This is a genomic window from Tabrizicola sp. (genome assembly GCF_022842145.1).
Taxonomy (GTDB): Bacteria; Pseudomonadota; Alphaproteobacteria; order Rhodobacterales; family Rhodobacteraceae; genus Tabrizicola.
In genome coordinates this window covers 631,184-645,810 of record NZ_JALHQD010000001.1, presented here as the reverse complement: position 1 = coordinate 645,810, position 14,627 = coordinate 631,184, and the positions used below count along the sequence as shown (strand labels likewise).

19 protein-coding genes are annotated in these 14,627 nt (G+C 66.5%); 17 read left to right on the top strand and 2 right to left on the bottom strand.

Annotation, left to right across the window (positions count from 1 at the left end; all coding sequences use genetic code 11):
- The first annotated feature begins 85 nt into the window (after positions 1-85).
- From cobA to Q0C42_RS03335, 3 genes are read left to right on the top strand one after another with little or no spacing between them, the layout of a single operon-like run.
- Positions 86-808 carry a uroporphyrinogen-III C-methyltransferase gene (gene cobA, locus Q0C42_RS03345; RefSeq protein ID WP_295071932.1) on the top strand — a complete coding sequence of 241 codons (723 nt, stop codon included), beginning with the start codon at positions 86-88 and terminating at the stop codon, positions 806-808.
- On the top strand, positions 805-1,548 hold the full coding sequence (gene cobF, locus Q0C42_RS03340) for a precorrin-6A synthase (deacetylating) (protein WP_295071929.1): 744 nt from the start codon (positions 805-807) through the stop codon (positions 1,546-1,548). Before cobA ends, cobF begins: the two co-directional genes overlap by 4 nt.
- The gene (locus Q0C42_RS03335; protein ID WP_295071926.1) at positions 1,499-2,485 is read left to right on the top strand and encodes a phosphotransferase; all 987 of its coding nucleotides are present in this window, start codon (positions 1,499-1,501) and stop codon (positions 2,483-2,485) included. The genes cobF and Q0C42_RS03335 overlap by 50 nt, the downstream gene beginning before the upstream one ends.
- 74 nt (positions 2,486-2,559) lie before the next feature.
- On the opposite strand, the gene Q0C42_RS03330 is transcribed toward Q0C42_RS03335, so the two are convergent.
- Together Q0C42_RS03330 and Q0C42_RS03325 are read right to left on the bottom strand one after the other, a co-directional pair.
- Entirely contained in the window at positions 2,560-3,447 is an 888-nt protein-coding gene (locus Q0C42_RS03330; RefSeq protein ID WP_295071922.1) for a DMT family transporter, read from the bottom strand.
- Positions 3,447-4,331: a LysR family transcriptional regulator gene (locus tag Q0C42_RS03325; RefSeq protein ID WP_295071919.1), complete on the bottom strand. Its 885-nt coding sequence runs from the start codon at positions 4,329-4,331 to the stop codon at positions 3,447-3,449. Before Q0C42_RS03325 ends, Q0C42_RS03330 begins: the two co-directional genes overlap by 1 nt.
- 131 nt (positions 4,332-4,462) lie before the next feature.
- Between Q0C42_RS03325 and Q0C42_RS03320 the strand changes: the two genes are divergently transcribed.
- From Q0C42_RS03320 to Q0C42_RS03255, 14 genes are all read left to right on the top strand, one after another.
- Positions 4,463-4,981 carry a hypothetical protein gene (locus Q0C42_RS03320; protein WP_295071916.1) on the top strand — a complete coding sequence of 173 codons (519 nt, stop codon included), beginning with the start codon at positions 4,463-4,465 and terminating at the stop codon, positions 4,979-4,981.
- Between the two features lie 48 nt (positions 4,982-5,029).
- Positions 5,030-5,914, top strand: coding sequence for a glycosyltransferase (locus Q0C42_RS03315; protein WP_295071913.1), 885 nt, complete (start codon positions 5,030-5,032; stop codon positions 5,912-5,914).
- Positions 5,915-6,074: 160 nt separating this feature from the next.
- A complete protein-coding gene (locus Q0C42_RS03310; RefSeq protein ID WP_295071911.1) occupies positions 6,075-7,052 on the top strand; it encodes a hypothetical protein in 978 nt (325 codons plus the stop codon).
- Positions 7,053-7,209: 157 nt separating this feature from the next.
- Positions 7,210-8,727 (top strand): signal recognition particle protein, encoded by a 1,518-nt coding sequence (gene ffh / locus Q0C42_RS03305; protein ID WP_295071910.1) that lies wholly within the window; start codon positions 7,210-7,212, stop codon positions 8,725-8,727.
- Positions 8,724-9,263, top strand: coding sequence for a GNAT family N-acetyltransferase (locus Q0C42_RS03300; protein ID WP_295071907.1), 540 nt, complete (start codon positions 8,724-8,726; stop codon positions 9,261-9,263). Before ffh ends, Q0C42_RS03300 begins: the two co-directional genes overlap by 4 nt.
- A complete protein-coding gene (locus Q0C42_RS03295) occupies positions 9,260-9,862 on the top strand; it encodes a GNAT family N-acetyltransferase (protein WP_295071905.1) in 603 nt (200 codons plus the stop codon). Before Q0C42_RS03300 ends, Q0C42_RS03295 begins: the two co-directional genes overlap by 4 nt.
- Positions 9,862-10,155 (top strand): chorismate mutase, encoded by a 294-nt coding sequence (locus tag Q0C42_RS03290; RefSeq protein WP_295071902.1) that lies wholly within the window; start codon positions 9,862-9,864, stop codon positions 10,153-10,155. Before Q0C42_RS03295 ends, Q0C42_RS03290 begins: the two co-directional genes overlap by 1 nt.
- 56 nt (positions 10,156-10,211) lie before the next feature.
- On the top strand, positions 10,212-10,565 hold the full coding sequence (rpsP, locus tag Q0C42_RS03285; RefSeq protein WP_295071899.1) for a 30S ribosomal protein S16: 354 nt from the start codon (positions 10,212-10,214) through the stop codon (positions 10,563-10,565).
- 160 nt (positions 10,566-10,725) lie between these two features.
- Positions 10,726-11,232, top strand: a complete 507-nt coding sequence (rimM, locus tag Q0C42_RS03280; RefSeq protein ID WP_295071896.1) for a ribosome maturation factor RimM — start codon at positions 10,726-10,728, stop codon at positions 11,230-11,232.
- A gap of 46 nt (positions 11,233-11,278) precedes the next feature.
- Positions 11,279-12,244: a hypothetical protein gene (locus tag Q0C42_RS03275; protein WP_295071893.1), complete on the top strand. Its 966-nt coding sequence runs from the start codon at positions 11,279-11,281 to the stop codon at positions 12,242-12,244.
- Positions 12,245-12,287: 43 nt separating this feature from the next.
- Complete coding sequence (gene trmD / locus Q0C42_RS03270) at positions 12,288-13,091, top strand: tRNA (guanosine(37)-N1)-methyltransferase TrmD (protein WP_295071891.1); 804 nt, start codon at positions 12,288-12,290, stop codon at positions 13,089-13,091.
- Positions 13,092-13,346: 255 nt separating this feature from the next.
- Positions 13,347-13,721 carry a 50S ribosomal protein L19 gene (gene rplS, locus Q0C42_RS03265; protein WP_295071888.1) on the top strand — a complete coding sequence of 125 codons (375 nt, stop codon included), beginning with the start codon at positions 13,347-13,349 and terminating at the stop codon, positions 13,719-13,721.
- Positions 13,722-13,732: 11 nt separating this feature from the next.
- On the top strand, positions 13,733-13,954 hold the full coding sequence (rpmE, locus tag Q0C42_RS03260; RefSeq protein WP_295071885.1) for a 50S ribosomal protein L31: 222 nt from the start codon (positions 13,733-13,735) through the stop codon (positions 13,952-13,954).
- A gap of 115 nt (positions 13,955-14,069) precedes the next feature.
- A complete protein-coding gene (locus Q0C42_RS03255; RefSeq protein WP_295071882.1) occupies positions 14,070-14,585 on the top strand; it encodes a ferritin-like domain-containing protein in 516 nt (171 codons plus the stop codon).
- Positions 14,586-14,627 lie beyond the last annotated feature (42 nt).

The window sequence follows — 14,627 nt, the reverse complement described above, 5'->3', positions numbered from 1 at the left end:
CCCGTCCCGCCCGCCCTGGCCCCGAAAGAGTCGCACCCCCCCTGAAGCCGTCACGTGCGTCTGTCCGGTCTCTTCGGGGCAAGCCATGACCGGCTTTGTCACCTTCGTCTCTGCCGGCCCAGGCGACCCCGAGCTTCTGACCGTCAAGGCGGTCAAGGCGCTGGAGCGGGCGGATGCGGTCCTGTTCGACGACCTCTCCTCCGGCCCGATCCTGGCCTTGGCAAAACCGGGGGCCGATCTGGTCGGCGTCGGCAAAAGGGCGGGGCGCGCTTCGCCGAAGCAGGACCATGTCAGCCGCCTTTTGGTGGACTACGCGCTGACCGGAGTTCACGTCGTCCGCCTGAAATCAGGCGACTCGGGCATCTTCGGGCGGCTGGAGGAGGAACTGACCGCCGTCCGCGCTGCCGGTATTCCCTGCGAGATCATTCCGGGCGTCACCTCTGCTTCGGCCGCCGCTGCCGCCGCCGGGATTCCCCTGACAAGACGCCAGCAGGCGCAAAGGGTCCAGTTCATCACTGCTGCCGATACCACCGGCAACCTGCCGCCCGGCCTGAACCTGCCCGCGCTGGCCGACCCCAATGCGACAACTGTCATCTACATGGGCAAACGCACCTTCCCCGCATTGGCCGCGGCGCTGATCGCCCACGGCCTACCGCCCGACACACCCGCGTTGCTGGCCGAGGCCGTCTCGACGCCCGAGCAGGTGCTCCACCGCTCCACCGTCGCCGACCTGGCCCGGACCCTGGCCGAGGATCGCAGCCCGCTACCGGGTCTGATCCTTGTGGGCAACCTTGCCGAGGGCGCATGACAACCCTTTGGCTGATCGGCATCGGCACGGGCAATCCGGATCATGTCACCGGTCAGGCGATCCGCGCGCTGAACGGGGCGGATCTGATCCTGATCCCGCGCAAGGGCGACGCGAAGTCTGACCTTGCCGACCTGCGTCGCCAGATCCTTGGCCAGGTGCTGAAAACTCCCGTCCCGGTTGCCGAATACGACGTACCGCAGCGGGCGGACCAGGATGATTACCTTGGCGCGGTGAACGACTGGCACGATGCCATCGCGCAGGTCTGGGCCGGGACCATCGCCATGCATCCCGGGTCCACAAACGTCGCCCTGATGGTCTGGGGCGACCCCTCGCTTTACGACAGCACCCTTCGCATCGCGGCCCGCCTGTCCGGCGTGACGGTCAAGGTCGTTGCCGGCATCACCAGCCTTCAGGCGCTTACGGCTGCACATGCCATCCCGCTGAACACTCTTGCGGCACCCGTGACCATCACCACCGGCCGCCAGTTGCGCGATCACGGCTGGCCCGAAGGCGCGACGACCCTGGCCGTCATGCTGGACAAGGGTGGGGCCTTTACCGCCATCGATGCCGGGAACACGCATATCTGGTGGGGCGCCTATGTCGGCATGCCCGAGGAGACGCTGATCCAGGGGCCGCTCGCCCAGGTCTCGGACACGATCCTTGCAACGCGCGCCTGCCTGCGGGCAGAGCATGGCTGGATCATGGATATCTACCTCCTTCGCCGGGGCGATGATGCCTGACCTGATCACCCGGGCGCTTCCGGTCTACGGCCTGCCGGATGACACGCCCCTGACCCTCCTCAACCGGTCCGAGAACGAGACTTGGCGGGCGGGTCCGCTGGTCCTGCGGCTCCACCGCCAAGGCTACCACACAAAGCCCGAGATCGCTTCGGAACTGGCCTGGCTGACCGCCTTGCAGGACCTTCCGGGACTGAACGCTGTCCGTCCGATTGCCGGAAAGCAAGGGTTGGTGACGGAACTGGACGGCCGCTTCCTTGTCGCTTTCGCGCCCATCGAGGGTCAGGAACTTCAGCCAGGGGACGACCTTGCCCGCTGGTTCGCACCGTTGGGAGAGATCACCGCCCGTTTGCACCTGCAGGCCCGCAGCTGGACCCCTCCCGCCGGGTTCGCGCGCAAACGCTGGGATCACGTGACGATCCTTGGCCCGCAGCCGCATTGGGGTCACTGGCGTCAGGCGCAAGGCCTGGATGCCGCAGGCGCAGCTCTGCTTGCCCGCGCCACCGACGCGCTGGCTTTGAAGCTGGCCGCGTATGGAACCGGGCCCAAGGTCTTCGGCCTGATCCACGCCGACCTTCGGCTGGCCAATCTGATGGTGCAGGACGACAGGCTTACTGCCATCGACTTCGACGACTGCGGCTTTGGCTGGTGGGTCTATGACCTTGCCGCGGCCCTGTCCTTCATCGAGACCGATCCGCGCCTGCCCGACCTCATCGCGGCTTGGGTCGAGGGCTACAGCCGCATCACGCACCTCCCCGACGAAGATCGCGCGATGATCCCCACGCTGATCTTCCTGCGCCGGGTGCTGCTGACCGCCTGGCTTGCGACGCGGGCGGACAGCGACACCGCACAGGCACTGGGCGGGGCGACCTACACTGTGGGAACGCTTGACCTGGCCGAGCGCTACCTGACCGACGGGCTGGCAGCCTTCCGTCCCTGACCGCTTATCGTTCGATGTCGTCTCCTCTTCAGAGCCGCAGCGAGGAGTGACGAAGTCCACGACGAGCGGACCGCCTACTCCTTCAGCAGCAACGCCAGCGCCAGTACCGTCATCGCCACTCCAACCAGCACCAGCCCCGGCTGCACCAGACCGTGCAGGACCAGTTCCCACAGCGCCACCCAGCTTGGGACGAGGTAGGTGTAGGCCATCACCTTCGCCGACGGCAGCCGCAGCGTCGCGTATTGCAGCAGCACGAATGTCACCGCACTTGCCGCCACGGCCACGTAGACCAGCGTCACCCAGACGATCCCCGGCAGTGCCGTCCAGTCGGTCGCGGCCATCGCGGGCCAGGCGTAAAGCGCCAGCAGCACCGTCCCGGCCACCATCATCCCGAAGGTGAAGACCACCGCCGGCTCGCCGCGGTTCAGCTTGCGGACCAGCGGAGCATAGGCCGCATGCGCCACGCAGCCGACGAAATAGATCGCTTCGCCCCGCCCGACCTCCAGCGCCCGCAGCGCCTGCAGGTCGGCGCGGAAGATCACCCACAGCGCCCCCGCACCGCCGATCGCAAGGGCCACCGCCATCCGCGCGGTCAGACGCTGCCGCAGGAACAGCCAGCCGAACCCGGCGGCCATCACCGGCGTCAGGGTGAAGACCGCTGCGGCAGACACCGGCGGCGCGGTCTTCAGGCCTTCGAACATCAGCACGAAGTACGCCCCCAAAAGACCGCCCAGCACCAGATAGCGCCAAGGCGCCGCCCAGGCCGTGCGCGGTATCCCGGTCGTCACCGCTGCCGCGATACCGACCAGCACGCCGGCCAGCACGAAGCGCACCACCGACAGCGCCCCCGGGTCGATATGCGGCGCGGCCAGTACGCCAAGCGAGAACGACCCGGCGACCAGGGCCGAGAACGCCAGCATCGCCAGATGCCCGCGCGCGGGTTGGGACAGCCCGGCCAGCATCAGGTGCAGGATTTCCAGTCCTTGGCCGCATCCTTGAGATGGGTAAGGAAGGCCTGCACCTTCCGCGTCCGGTGCAGGTCGACGTGGGTGATGATCCGCAACGGCGAATCCCAATCCGGCCGCGACGGCAGGATCTCGACCAGGTTCGGGTCGTCGGCTGCCCGGAAACTCATCATGAAACCGATCCCCGCGCCCTGCCGCACCGCAAGCTCCAGCGCGGCCGGTTCCGTCGCGGCATAGGCGATCTGGTCCGGATGCACCGTGGCCCGCAGCCAGCGGTGGAAGGGCGCGCGCGTGACCTCGGCATCGGTGCAGACGAAGCGATGGCCGCCGAAATCGGCTTCCGAGGCCGGCCTTCCGAACCGCTCGATGTAGGACCGCGACGCGTAGAGGCCCGCCTTGATCCGCGACAAGGGCTGCACCACGTTGTCGGGCTCTTCCGGCCCCGCCCCGGCGCGGATCGCCACATGCGCCTCGCCGTAGTCCAGCCGGAAGACGCGCATATCGGTCAGGAACCGCACCCGCACATCGGGGAACTTGTCCTGGAAGCTTCCCATGACCGGCGTCAAAAGATCGGCGATCCCCGCGATCGATGTCACCACAAGCTCACCTGCGACGGTCTCACCCTGACCCTTGATCCGGCTGACAAGGTGGGCGAACTGCTCTTCGGTCGTCTGTGCGACGGACAGCAGGTCGCGTCCCGATTCCGTTGGCGTGTAGCCGCGCGCATGGCGCTGGAAGAGCTTCGCCCCCAACCGCTTCTCCAGCGCGTCGATATGGCGGATAACGGTCGCATGATGCACCCCCAGCACCTCTGCCGCGCCCGAGACCGTGCCCAGCCGCGCCACCTGGAATGCCGTGCGGATTTCGTCCCAGTTTTCCATCCCGCGCTCCTTGGTGCATCTGTGCACATGAACCCCGCTTGGGGGCCGGTTTGCAAGGAGAAAGCCCACCGCGACAGGCTTGACGGCCGCACTTGCCTCCGCCCAAGCTGATACCGACAAAGGAGCATCCCATGCAGGTGATCCAGGACACGCCCGCGCGGCTCGTGCTTGAAGACCGGCCTTGGCTGCTGGGCAGCGTCCTCATCATCGGCATCCTTGTCCTGCTGGCGCTTGCCTTGGCGCTGTCCGGTGAAACGCTGTGGCTGACGGCGGGCTTCGGGCTTGCGGCCGCGCTTCTGGCGGTCTGCTTCGCCGTCTTTGTCCAACACGTGATCGTTATCTTCGACCGCGATGCGGAGGCGCTGGTGATCCGGTCCCGCAGCTTGATGGGGCAGGGCGAACGGACCATCGCCCTGTCCGACATCATTGCCGCCGAAGTCGAGACCTCGCGCTCGACCTCGACCACCAACACTGGCAGCCGGACCTCCAGCATCACGCACCGCGCCGTGCTGGCAACCCGCTCCGGTCCCATCCCGCTGACAGACATCTTCAGTTCAGGCAGCGGCGCCGAGATTGACGCGGCGGCCATCAACCGGTGGCTTCGCGTCCCGGCAGCCGAAGGCAAGGGACAGTCGTCCCGCTTGACTTGATCAGGGCCTTGTTCCCTCTTGTCGCGATAACTGGTGAGGTGCCCGCGCGTGTTCGAAGACCGACCGATTTATGGTCATATCCGCTTTTCCTTCTACGGCTTCACCGACACCCGCGAACGCCCGGATGACGAGGGCGCAGCACTGGCGCGGCTTTACGACGAAACCCGCATGGCCCGCCGCTTCTTCCTGTTCGAAAACCTGACGCTGCCAAGCCTGGTCCACCAGACGGACAAGGCATTCAAGACGGTCATCCTGTCCTCGTCCGTCATGCCCGACCGCTTCAAGAACCGCCTTTTGGCCATTGCCGCGCTGCTTCCGGGCGCGGTGGTCGAGTTTTCCGAACACCAGCGCGGCGACCTGGCCTTTCATCGGTTCATGGTCGAATCCTCCGGCTACAAGGGCCGGGGCAGTTCGGTGCATTTCCGGCTGGACGACGACGACGCCGTGTCGGTCGACTACATCGCCCGGCTGCGCCACCTCACGCGTGTGCTTTCGCCTTCGACCCACATCACCTTTCCAACGGGGATCTTCCTCTTTCCGGCCGGTCCCGATGCCGCGGAAGGCGTCTCGATGGTGCAGCAGCGCTTTCTGACGGCAATCGGTCTTGCCACGGTCAACGGCGGCGGCTTCCAGAAGAACCCCTATCAGATGATGCACGGCAATGTCTGGACCCGCTGGCCGGTGGTGTCCGATCCAGGCTTTCCCTCCCATATCCGCACCCAGCATTTCGACAACGATACCGCCGCACGGCAGGACAAGATCATCGGCGCGCTCCAGCGTGAGCGGATCAGCCGCCGCGGACGCCGCTATGCGGCAGAGGTGCAGCGCGCTCTGGCCAAGAGCTTTCCCTGGATCGATCAGGAGACACTGGACGGCCTCCTCGCCCGCTGCGATGCGGTGAGAAGCCTCGACGACCTGCCGCCCGTCGCCTGAGGCGCCCGTCGCAGCGCGGCCTTGACCAATGGTCTTGGCCTGTCAGACTGCAACCCATGCAGGTTCCTCAGATCAAGCCCCGCCCACCGGCGATGCTCCCCGCTCGACCAGCCATCTCCGCGCTGGTGCACCCTGACCCCCGCCAGACTGGCATCACCCCATGACGGCACCGGTCCACCTGCCGATGGGCCTGATGTGGAACATGCCGGTCCCCGTGGCCTGCTCTCTTGCCGTGGCGGCCGAGGGGGTTGCGGCCACCTGCGGACAATGCCCTCTGGACGATGCGGGCCATGTGCAATTTCCCGGCGATGCAGCGGCCCAAGCAGCACTGATCGCCCGGATGGGGCAGGGTGTCCTGTCGCACTTGCCGGGATTCAAGCCGGCTCTGCTGACAGTCTACCACGACTGCGCTGATCCGGCCGCGCTGCTTGCCCCGCTGGCCGCGGCCTTTCCCGAGGCGACCCTCGCTCCGGTGCGACTGCCGCATTTCTACTATCCCGGAATGCGGATCGAGGTGGACCTTTACGCCACCTCCGCACTGCCAACGCCTGTGCATTTTACCGAAGGCCCGGCCCGGTTGACCCTTGTCCAAGGCGGCGCTCTGACCTTCTGCCACCTTTCGGGTCCCGACATGGCCGCCTGTCTGCCGCTCCTTGCCCGGATCGACGCGACCTGCCTCCTCGCCGCACAGTGGTTCGCACCAGATGCCCCGCCAAGCCATCTTCCCGACCCCGCCGCCCGGGTGATCCCGCCCGCGCCCGGCGTCACCGCCATCCTGATCCTCGCCCCTTCACCCGTACGGATCACGACCACCCCGGGCGGAGCCATCCTCCGGCAATCCGGCCGGTTCGCATGGGCATCTGCCCACGGCACCGACCCCGATCTTGCCCGGGCCGCGCATCAGGCGATGGACGCGCTGGCGCTGGACCGGATGCCCGGCTTCGCCCCCCTGAAGGCCACCACCCACTATGTCGGCGGCCCCGGTCCCCAGGACCTGCACGGCAACCTCGCCGTCCGCCACGCCCGCTTCCCCCGCCCCGGCCCCGCCTCGACCGGCGTCCCGGTTGCCGGACTGGCCGGCGCGACCCTTGCCATCGACATGCTCGCGATCATTGACTCCCCTGCAGGTTCGGCGTAATCCCCGCCGCAATTCCCCGGAGGCAGCAGCTTCCGGTCCCTTGGGCATTGCCCGGGATCGCCATCCGTCAGCGCAGTTGCGCCCACGGGTGTCCTTCCGCTTTGCGCCAAGGGTTCGCCGTCCCATATCGGGGCAAAACGTCAGATGAGGTGACACGATGTTCGAAAGCCTTTCCGAACGCCTTGGTGGCGTCTTCGACCGTCTGACCAAGGCCGGCGCGCTCAGCGAAGCCGACGTCGTCACCGCCCTGCGCGAAGTTCGCGTCGCCCTGCTGGAAGCTGACGTTTCTCTCCCCGTCGCCCGCGACTTCATCAAGCGTGTCACCGAAAAGGCCACCGGGTCGGCCGTCACCAAGTCGATCACTCCCGGCCAGATGGTCGTGAAGATCGTCCATGACGAGTTGATCCGCGTCCTCGCCGGGGATGACACGCCCGAAGCGCTGAAGATCGACAATCCGCCCGCGACGATCCTGATGGTCGGTCTGCAGGGTTCGGGCAAGACGACCACCACTGCCAAGCTGGCGAAGCGGCTCAAGGAAAAGAACGGCAAGAAGGTCCTGCTCGCCTCGCTCGACACCAACCGCCCCGCCGCGATGGAGCAGTTGGCGATCCTCGGCACCCAGATCGGCGTGGACTCGCTGCCAATCGTCAAGGGCGAGACGGCGGTGCAGATCGCCAAACGCGCCAAGACGCAGGCCAACCTGGGCGGCTATGACGTCCTCTTCCTGGATACCGCCGGTCGCCTCCACATCGACGAAGTCCTGATGGACGAAGTCCAGTCTGTCCGCGACATCGCCCAACCACGCGAGACGCTGCTGGTTGTCGACGGCCTGACCGGCCAGGACGCCGTCAACGTCGCGAGCGAGTTCGACGGCAAGGTCGGCATCTCTGGCGTCGTCCTGACCCGGATGGACGGTGACGGCCGCGGCGGCGCGGCCCTGTCGATGCGCGCCGTGACCGGCAAGCCGATCCGCTTCGTCGGCCTTGGCGAAAAGATGGACGCGATCGAGCCTTTCGATCCCGAACGCGTTGCGGGCCGCATCCTGGGCATGGGCGACATCGTCGCCCTCGTCGAACGTGCGCAGGAGACCTTCGAGGCCGAGCAGGCCGAACGCATGGCCAAGCGCTTTGCCAAGGGTCTGTTCAACATGAACGACCTGAAGATGCAGCTGGACCAGATGCTCAAGATGGGCGGGATGCAGGGCCTGATGGGGATGATGCCCGGCATGGGCAAGATGGCCAACCAGGCCGAGGCTGCGGGCCTGAACGACAAGATGCTGCACCACCAGATCGCGCTGATCAACTCGATGACCAAGAAGGAACGCGCGAACCCCGACCTTCTGGCCGCCAGCCGCAAGAAGCGCATCGCCGCCGGGGCTGGCCTCGACGTGTCCGATCTCAACCGCCTGCTGAAACAGCACAAGCAGATGGCGGACATGATGAAGAAGATGGGCAAGGGCGGCATGATGAAGAACATGATCAAGCAGTTCCTTGGCAAGGGCGGCATGCCCGACCCGTCCAAGATGTCGCCCGACCAGCTGGCCGAGATGGCCAAGGGCATGCAGCAGGGCGGCGGCCTTGGCGGCATGGGTGGCGGCCTTCCCCCCGGCATGGGCGGCCTCCCGCGCGGGATCACCCTGCCTGCGGGCCTGTCTGGGTTGATGAAGAAGAAATGACCCCTCTGCCCGCGCACCAGATCAGCGTGACGATCCCGGTCATCGAGACCGGCCGCCTGGTCCTGCGCGAACCGCGTGAGGCGGACTTCCCCGCCATGCTCGCCTTCAACGACAGCCCCCGCGCCAGCTTTGTCGGCGGTGGGCGTGACCGGCAATGGGTCTGGCGCGGGCTTCTGGCCAACATCGGCCACTGGGTCCTGCGCGGTTACGGCCTTTTCTCGGTGGACACCAAGGCCGGCGACTTTATCGGCCGCATCGGCATGATCTACCACGACGGTTGGGACGAACCCGAACTCGGCTGGCACCTCTTCGACGGCTGCGAAGGCTTGGGCTACGGCGTGGAAGCCGCCCTTGCAGCACGCGACGACTACCACGCCCGCATCACCGCCCAACCGCCGATCAGCTACATCGACCCGGAAAACCCCCGCTCTGAAGCCCTTGCCCGCCGCTTGGGCGCCGCACCGGAACGCAAGACCGAGGTCTTCGGCAAGCTGATCAACATCTGGCGCCACCCCGCCCCAACGGTGTCGGCATGACCCGGCGCGCCCCGCACGAAATCGCCGTCCCCGGCCCGGCCGCCAGCTTCGCGGCCACGCTCTCCGGCATGCTGCCAGAGATCGAGACCGCTCGCCTGCGCCTGCGCGCGCCCCGACTGTCCGACTTCGACGCCTGGGCCGAGATCCTGACCGGCCCCGCCGCGCCGTATCTTGGCGGACCCTTCGACCGCGACGACGCCTTCATGGAATTCCTCGCCTCCTGCGGAACCTGGCTTCTGCGCGGCCACGGTCCCTGGACGGTCGAGCCGAAGGCGGGCGGCGAGGTCCTTGGCTTCGTCCTTCTGGGCTTCGAACCCGGCGATGCCGAACCGGAACTCGGTTACCTCTTCCGCCCCTCTGCCGAAGGCCGGGGCTTTGCGACCGAGGCTGTGACCGCCGCCCGCACCCATGCCTTCACCGCGCTGGGTCTGGACCGCGTCGTCAGCTACATCGCGCCGGAAAACGCCGCCTCGACCCGGCTCGCGCGGCGCGTCGGCGCGGTTCAGGACGGCACACATGACGGCAGCCAGGTCTGGGTGCACCTGCCGATGCCCGCCAGACAGAATGCCGACGCGAAGACGTCGCAGAGGGAGAACTGATGGACGCCACAACCCGCGCTTCCGAGCTTCTGAAAGACCACCGCGCCTCCATCGACCGCCTGGATGCGATCCTGGTCTACACGCTGGCCGAGCGCTTCAAGCAGACCCAGGCCGTGGGGCGTCTCAAGGCTGAACACGACCTGCCGCCCTCGGACCCGGACCGCGAGGCCCGGCAGATGGCGCGGCTTGACCAACTGGCGCAAGAGGCCGATCTCGACCCCGACCTCGCCAAGAAATTCCTGACCTTCATCATCAGCGAAGTCATCAGGCATCACGAGAAACTGCAGAAATAACAACCACGCAGGGTGCGAAACACGCATCTTCGACCCAAACCCAAGGAGACTACACTATGGCCATGAAAATCCGTCTTGCGCGCGGTGGTTCCAAGAAGCGCCCGTTTTATTCGATCGTCGCCACCGACAGCCGCATGCCACGCGACGGCCGCTTCCTGGAAAAGCTGGGGACCTACAACCCGCTTCTCGCCAAGGATGACGAAAAGCGCGTCGTCATGAACCTCGACCGCGTGAACCACTGGCTGTCCGAAGGCGCCCAGCCGACCGATCGCGTCGCCCGCTTCCTGGAAGCTGCCGGTGTGCGTCCGAAGGCCGCCCGCAACAACGCCAAATCCGGCACCCCGGGCAAGGCGATGGCCGAACGGGCTGCCAAGAAGGCCGCCCGCGCTGCCGAGCCTGCCACCGAGTAATGCTACCCGGCCTGGGCCTTCTTCGGCGCGGGATCACGCTTCTGCTCTGCGGGGCCGCCTTCTGGGCGGGCCTGCAACTGGGGCAGGGGCAGCAGGCGGATGCCTGCCGTGATGCCGGAGGGGCCTGGGACCCACGCGGGTTTTGCGCTGGAGCCGTGCCATGACTGATGATCTGATCTGCATCGGTGCCATCGCTGGCGCCTTCGGCGTTTCCGGAGAGGTCCGGCTGAAAAGCTTCTGCTCGGAACCGACCGACATCGTCGCCTACGGCCCCCTTCTGTCCGAAGACGGCAGCCGGGAATACCAGGTCACCCTGACCCGTCCCGTTGCGGGCGGGCTTGGCGCCCGGATCAAGGGCGTCTCCACCAAGGATGAGGCCGATGCCCTGCGCGGAGTAACGCTTCACGTGCCCCGCGACCGTCTGCCTTCGTTGCCCGACGACGAGTTCTACCACGCCGACCTGATTGGCCTCGCTGCCCATGATCCCGGCGGTGAACTGATCGGCAAGGTGACTGCCGTCTACAACCACGGGGCTGGGGATATCCTCGAAATATCGACCACCCGTCATAAATCGGCCCTGCTTTTGCCCTTTACCACAGCAATCGTGCCCAATGTCGATCTGGCCGCTGGCCGCATCATTGTCGACGTGCCGGAAGATAGTGAGTGATCAGACCACCGCGGCTACGGTGGCGCTTGAGGGAAGGGAGTAGGTCGTGCTGACACGCATGCGCCTTGTGAAGGGCATCGCTGCCTTGCTCTACGTTGGCCCGCTGATTGCCGGCCTCTGCGGCTTTGGCTGGAGCATGGTGTTCTCCTTCACCGCGATCTTCGTGGTCTGGCTGATGGTGCTGCGTCCCGAACAATGGCCCTCGACTCCGGCCGAATGGCTGACGGCTCAGGCCTGGCTGGCCGCCCTTGCCCAAGTCCTGTCGCAACTTCTGCTTGTCAGCATCCTGTTCGGCATCGGACGTGGACTTGGTGGGCTGGCGGACATCGGCACGGTTGCCCTCGATCCGCTTCTGCCGCTTTCGATTTCATTCCTGGCCATTCCGCTCTGCCGCATGCTCTGGGACGCCCGCGAGGCGGCAAGCCAGGGTTACTTCCTAGATGACGAGGCCGAGGCGGCGCACTCCGACAGTGCCGCCGGGACGGCCGCGGCCGCGATCATCCCGCTTCTCAACCTGCCCGACAACGCCCCCGATGAAACGGTGACCGTTGCCGTCGCCGACGCGCTGGACGTTCCGGCCGCAGAGCTGCGGTTGAATGCCCTCACCGCCGCGCTGTCCAACCCGAACCGCAGTCACGCGGCACTTCGGCGGGCGCTGGTCTTCTGGGCCACCGAGCCCGAGATCGTCGCACCGGGCCAGGTTGCCGAAAGCATGGCCAGCGCCTTCGACATCGCCAACACCAACCTCGATCTCCTGCGCATTTACGTGCCCCGGGCGATGGCCCTGATCTCCGCCTTCCCCACCCGTGCCGATGACTTCCCGGCGCCGGAGCGTCTGCGGCTTACGGCCGACAACCTGCCCCAATCGGACCTTCCCGATCATCTTCAGGCCGACCTGCGGGACGGACTTCGCGCCCTTGCCCGGTCGGTCGAGGCTGCGCGTGGCTCACACTCGGCGTCCACTGCCGCCGAACCGCCGCGTCACGCCAAGGCTGCTGTCCGCACGGCCTGATCCGGGGCTTTCCAGCGCAAGGCTTTCGCGTTAAGCCCGGCCTATGTCCGACGCCCCTGAAACCCCGAAAAGCCACGGACGGCTGGCGATGCGCCCCAGCCTGCAACCCCGCGACCTCATGCAAGAGCCGCGCGTGGTGAAGGGTGCGTTCACGGCGAAGATCATCACCCTTTTCCCAGATGCTTTTCCCGGCACGCTGGGCCTGTCGCTTACCGGCAAGGCGCTGGACTTCGGCTTGTGGCAGCTGGAAACCCTGGACCTGCGCACCTTCGGCGAAGGCAAGCACCGCAACGTCGATGACACCCCCGCTGGCGGCGGCGCGGGCATGGTCCTGCGCGCCGACGTGGTGGACGCGGCCTTCCGCCAGGCCCGCATCGGCACCCCCGTCGACCGCGCGCGCTGGCCGGTGATCTACCTCTCCCCCCGCGGCGCGCCCTTCACGCAAGCGACCGCCCGCCGCCTCGCGCAGGCCGAAGGGCTGACCCTCCTTTGCGGACGCTTCGAAGGCGTCGACCAGCGCGTCCTTGACCACCACCAGGTCGAGGAGATCAGCCTCGGCGACTTTGTCCTGACCGGGGGCGAGATCGCCGCGCAGGCCATCCTCGACGCCACTGTCCGCCTGATCCCCGGCGTCCTCGGCAACGCCGCCTCGACCGAGGAGGAAAGCTTCTCCGACGGCCTTCTGGAACACCCGCAATACACCCGGCCCACCACCTGGGAGAGCCAGGACATCCCCCCCGTCCTGCAATCCGGTAACCACGCCGAAATAGCCAAATGGCGCCGCGCGCAAGCGGAAGCCCTGACCCGCGCCCGTCGTCCGGATTTGTGGGAAAAGCGCAAGCCCTGACGGCCCGCGCGCCCTTGACCGGACGCGCCCTTCCCCCTATAGCCGCACGGTCCGGGGTGTTCACCCATCGGACCCGATTCCCTTTGCCTGCCTGCCTTCTTCCGCAGGGTCATCGCACGGGGCGCGGACATCACAAAAGCAGGCGCCACCTGCGGCGGGCTTCTTGCGAAAGCAAGCGGGACCCGGGCGAAGACCGGAAGCTCTGGCGCGGCATCACCTCTGCGGGAAACACCGCAGGCAAAATGGAGACAGCGCATGAACCTCATCGCGCAGATCGAGGCGGAGCAGATCGCTTCCCTTGGCAAGACCATCCCGGACTTCAAGGCCGGCGACACCATCCGTGTCGGCTACAAAGTGACCGAAGGTACACGCAGCCGGGTGCAGGCCTATGAAGGCGTCTGCATCGGCCGCAAGGGCGGCGCCACGATCGCGGCCTCGTTCACCGTCCGCAAGATTTCGTTCGGCGAAGGCGTGGAACGTGTGTTCCCGCTCTATTCGACCAACATCGACACCATCGAGGTCGTGCGCCGCGGCAAGGTTCGCCGCGCCAAGCTGTACTACCTCCGTGACCGTCGCGGCAAATCGGCCCGTATCGCCGAGAACACCACTTACAAAGCCAAAGCTGAATAAGGAGCGGGATGATGAAAGCCGAAATCCACCCCGAATACCACAACATCACCATCAAGATGACCGACGGCTCGACCTACGAGACCCGGTCGACCTGGGGCAAGTCGGGCGACCAGATGTCGCTCGACATCGACCCGCTGGCCCACCCGGCCTGGACCGGCCAGTCTGCCAAGCTGATGGACACCGGCGGCCGCGTGACGAAGTTCAAGAACAAGTACGCCGGCCTGGGCTTCTGATCCACACCGAAACGACCCGCGAACGCCGCCCCTTGCCCGGGCGGCGTTCTGCATTTGGAACAACCCCCGCCCGCGCCGGTTCCCCTTGCTGACCCCATCCCAGCGAGGAACCCAAATGCACCACTCAGAAGCCACCCGCGATATCTTCATCGCCGGCCTGCGCAATGCCCATGCGATGGAAAGCCAGGCCTTGGCCGTGATCGACACCCAACTCGGACGGCTGGAAAGCTATCCCGAGATGATCTCCATGCTGCAACAGCACCGGCACGAGACCGAAGGCCAGATCGCCCGGCTGGACCAGATCTTCGAAGGCCTTGGCGAAAGCGCGTCGACCTTCAAAGACACCGCGATGTCCGCGATGGGCTCGATGCAGGCGATGGGCCATGCCCTTGCCGGAGACGAAATCCTCAAGAACCACATGGCCGACTACATGTTCGAACACTTCGAGATCGCCGCCTACACGTCCCTGATCACGATGGCCCAGTCGATGGGTCACAGCTCTGCCCTGCCGCTTCTGCAGCAGAACCTCGCCGAAGAGCAGCGCTTCCAGCAGATGCTGCTCGACAGCCTGCCGGCTGTGACTGAAAAGTTCCTCCAGCGCACCGCAAGCGGCCAGAAGGCTGACGTCTGACCGACGCGCACCGCGCCACCTTGCACTGCCGGACAGCCCCGG

Excerpts from the sequence above, each read along its gene's own strand:
- cobA (WP_295071932.1), top strand. The coding sequence starts at position 86 with ATGACCGGCTTTGTCACCTTCGTCTCTGCCGGCCCAGGCGACCCCGAG.
- cobF (WP_295071929.1), top strand. The coding sequence starts at position 805 with ATGACAACCCTTTGGCTGATCGGCATCGGCACGGGCAATCCGGATCAT.
- Q0C42_RS03335 (WP_295071926.1), top strand. The coding sequence starts at position 1,499 with ATGGCTGGATCATGGATATCTACCTCCTTCGCCGGGGCGATGATGCCT.
- Q0C42_RS03330 (WP_295071922.1), bottom strand. The coding sequence starts at position 3,447 with ATGCTGGCCGGGCTGTCCCAACCCGCGCGCGGGCATCTGGCGATGCTG.
- Q0C42_RS03325 (WP_295071919.1), bottom strand. The coding sequence starts at position 4,331 with ATGGAAAACTGGGACGAAATCCGCACGGCATTCCAGGTGGCGCGGCTG.
- Q0C42_RS03320 (WP_295071916.1), top strand. The coding sequence starts at position 4,463 with ATGCAGGTGATCCAGGACACGCCCGCGCGGCTCGTGCTTGAAGACCGG.
- Q0C42_RS03310 (WP_295071911.1), top strand. The coding sequence starts at position 6,075 with ATGACGGCACCGGTCCACCTGCCGATGGGCCTGATGTGGAACATGCCG.
- ffh (WP_295071910.1), top strand. The coding sequence starts at position 7,210 with ATGTTCGAAAGCCTTTCCGAACGCCTTGGTGGCGTCTTCGACCGTCTG.
- Q0C42_RS03300 (WP_295071907.1), top strand. The coding sequence starts at position 8,724 with ATGACCCCTCTGCCCGCGCACCAGATCAGCGTGACGATCCCGGTCATC.
- Q0C42_RS03295 (WP_295071905.1), top strand. The coding sequence starts at position 9,260 with ATGACCCGGCGCGCCCCGCACGAAATCGCCGTCCCCGGCCCGGCCGCC.
- Q0C42_RS03290 (WP_295071902.1), top strand. The coding sequence starts at position 9,862 with ATGGACGCCACAACCCGCGCTTCCGAGCTTCTGAAAGACCACCGCGCC.
- rpsP (WP_295071899.1), top strand. The coding sequence starts at position 10,212 with ATGGCCATGAAAATCCGTCTTGCGCGCGGTGGTTCCAAGAAGCGCCCG.
- rimM (WP_295071896.1), top strand. The coding sequence starts at position 10,726 with ATGACTGATGATCTGATCTGCATCGGTGCCATCGCTGGCGCCTTCGGC.
- trmD (WP_295071891.1), top strand. The coding sequence starts at position 12,288 with ATGTCCGACGCCCCTGAAACCCCGAAAAGCCACGGACGGCTGGCGATG.
- rplS (WP_295071888.1), top strand. The coding sequence starts at position 13,347 with ATGAACCTCATCGCGCAGATCGAGGCGGAGCAGATCGCTTCCCTTGGC.
- rpmE (WP_295071885.1), top strand. The coding sequence starts at position 13,733 with ATGAAAGCCGAAATCCACCCCGAATACCACAACATCACCATCAAGATG.
- Q0C42_RS03255 (WP_295071882.1), top strand. The coding sequence starts at position 14,070 with ATGCACCACTCAGAAGCCACCCGCGATATCTTCATCGCCGGCCTGCGC.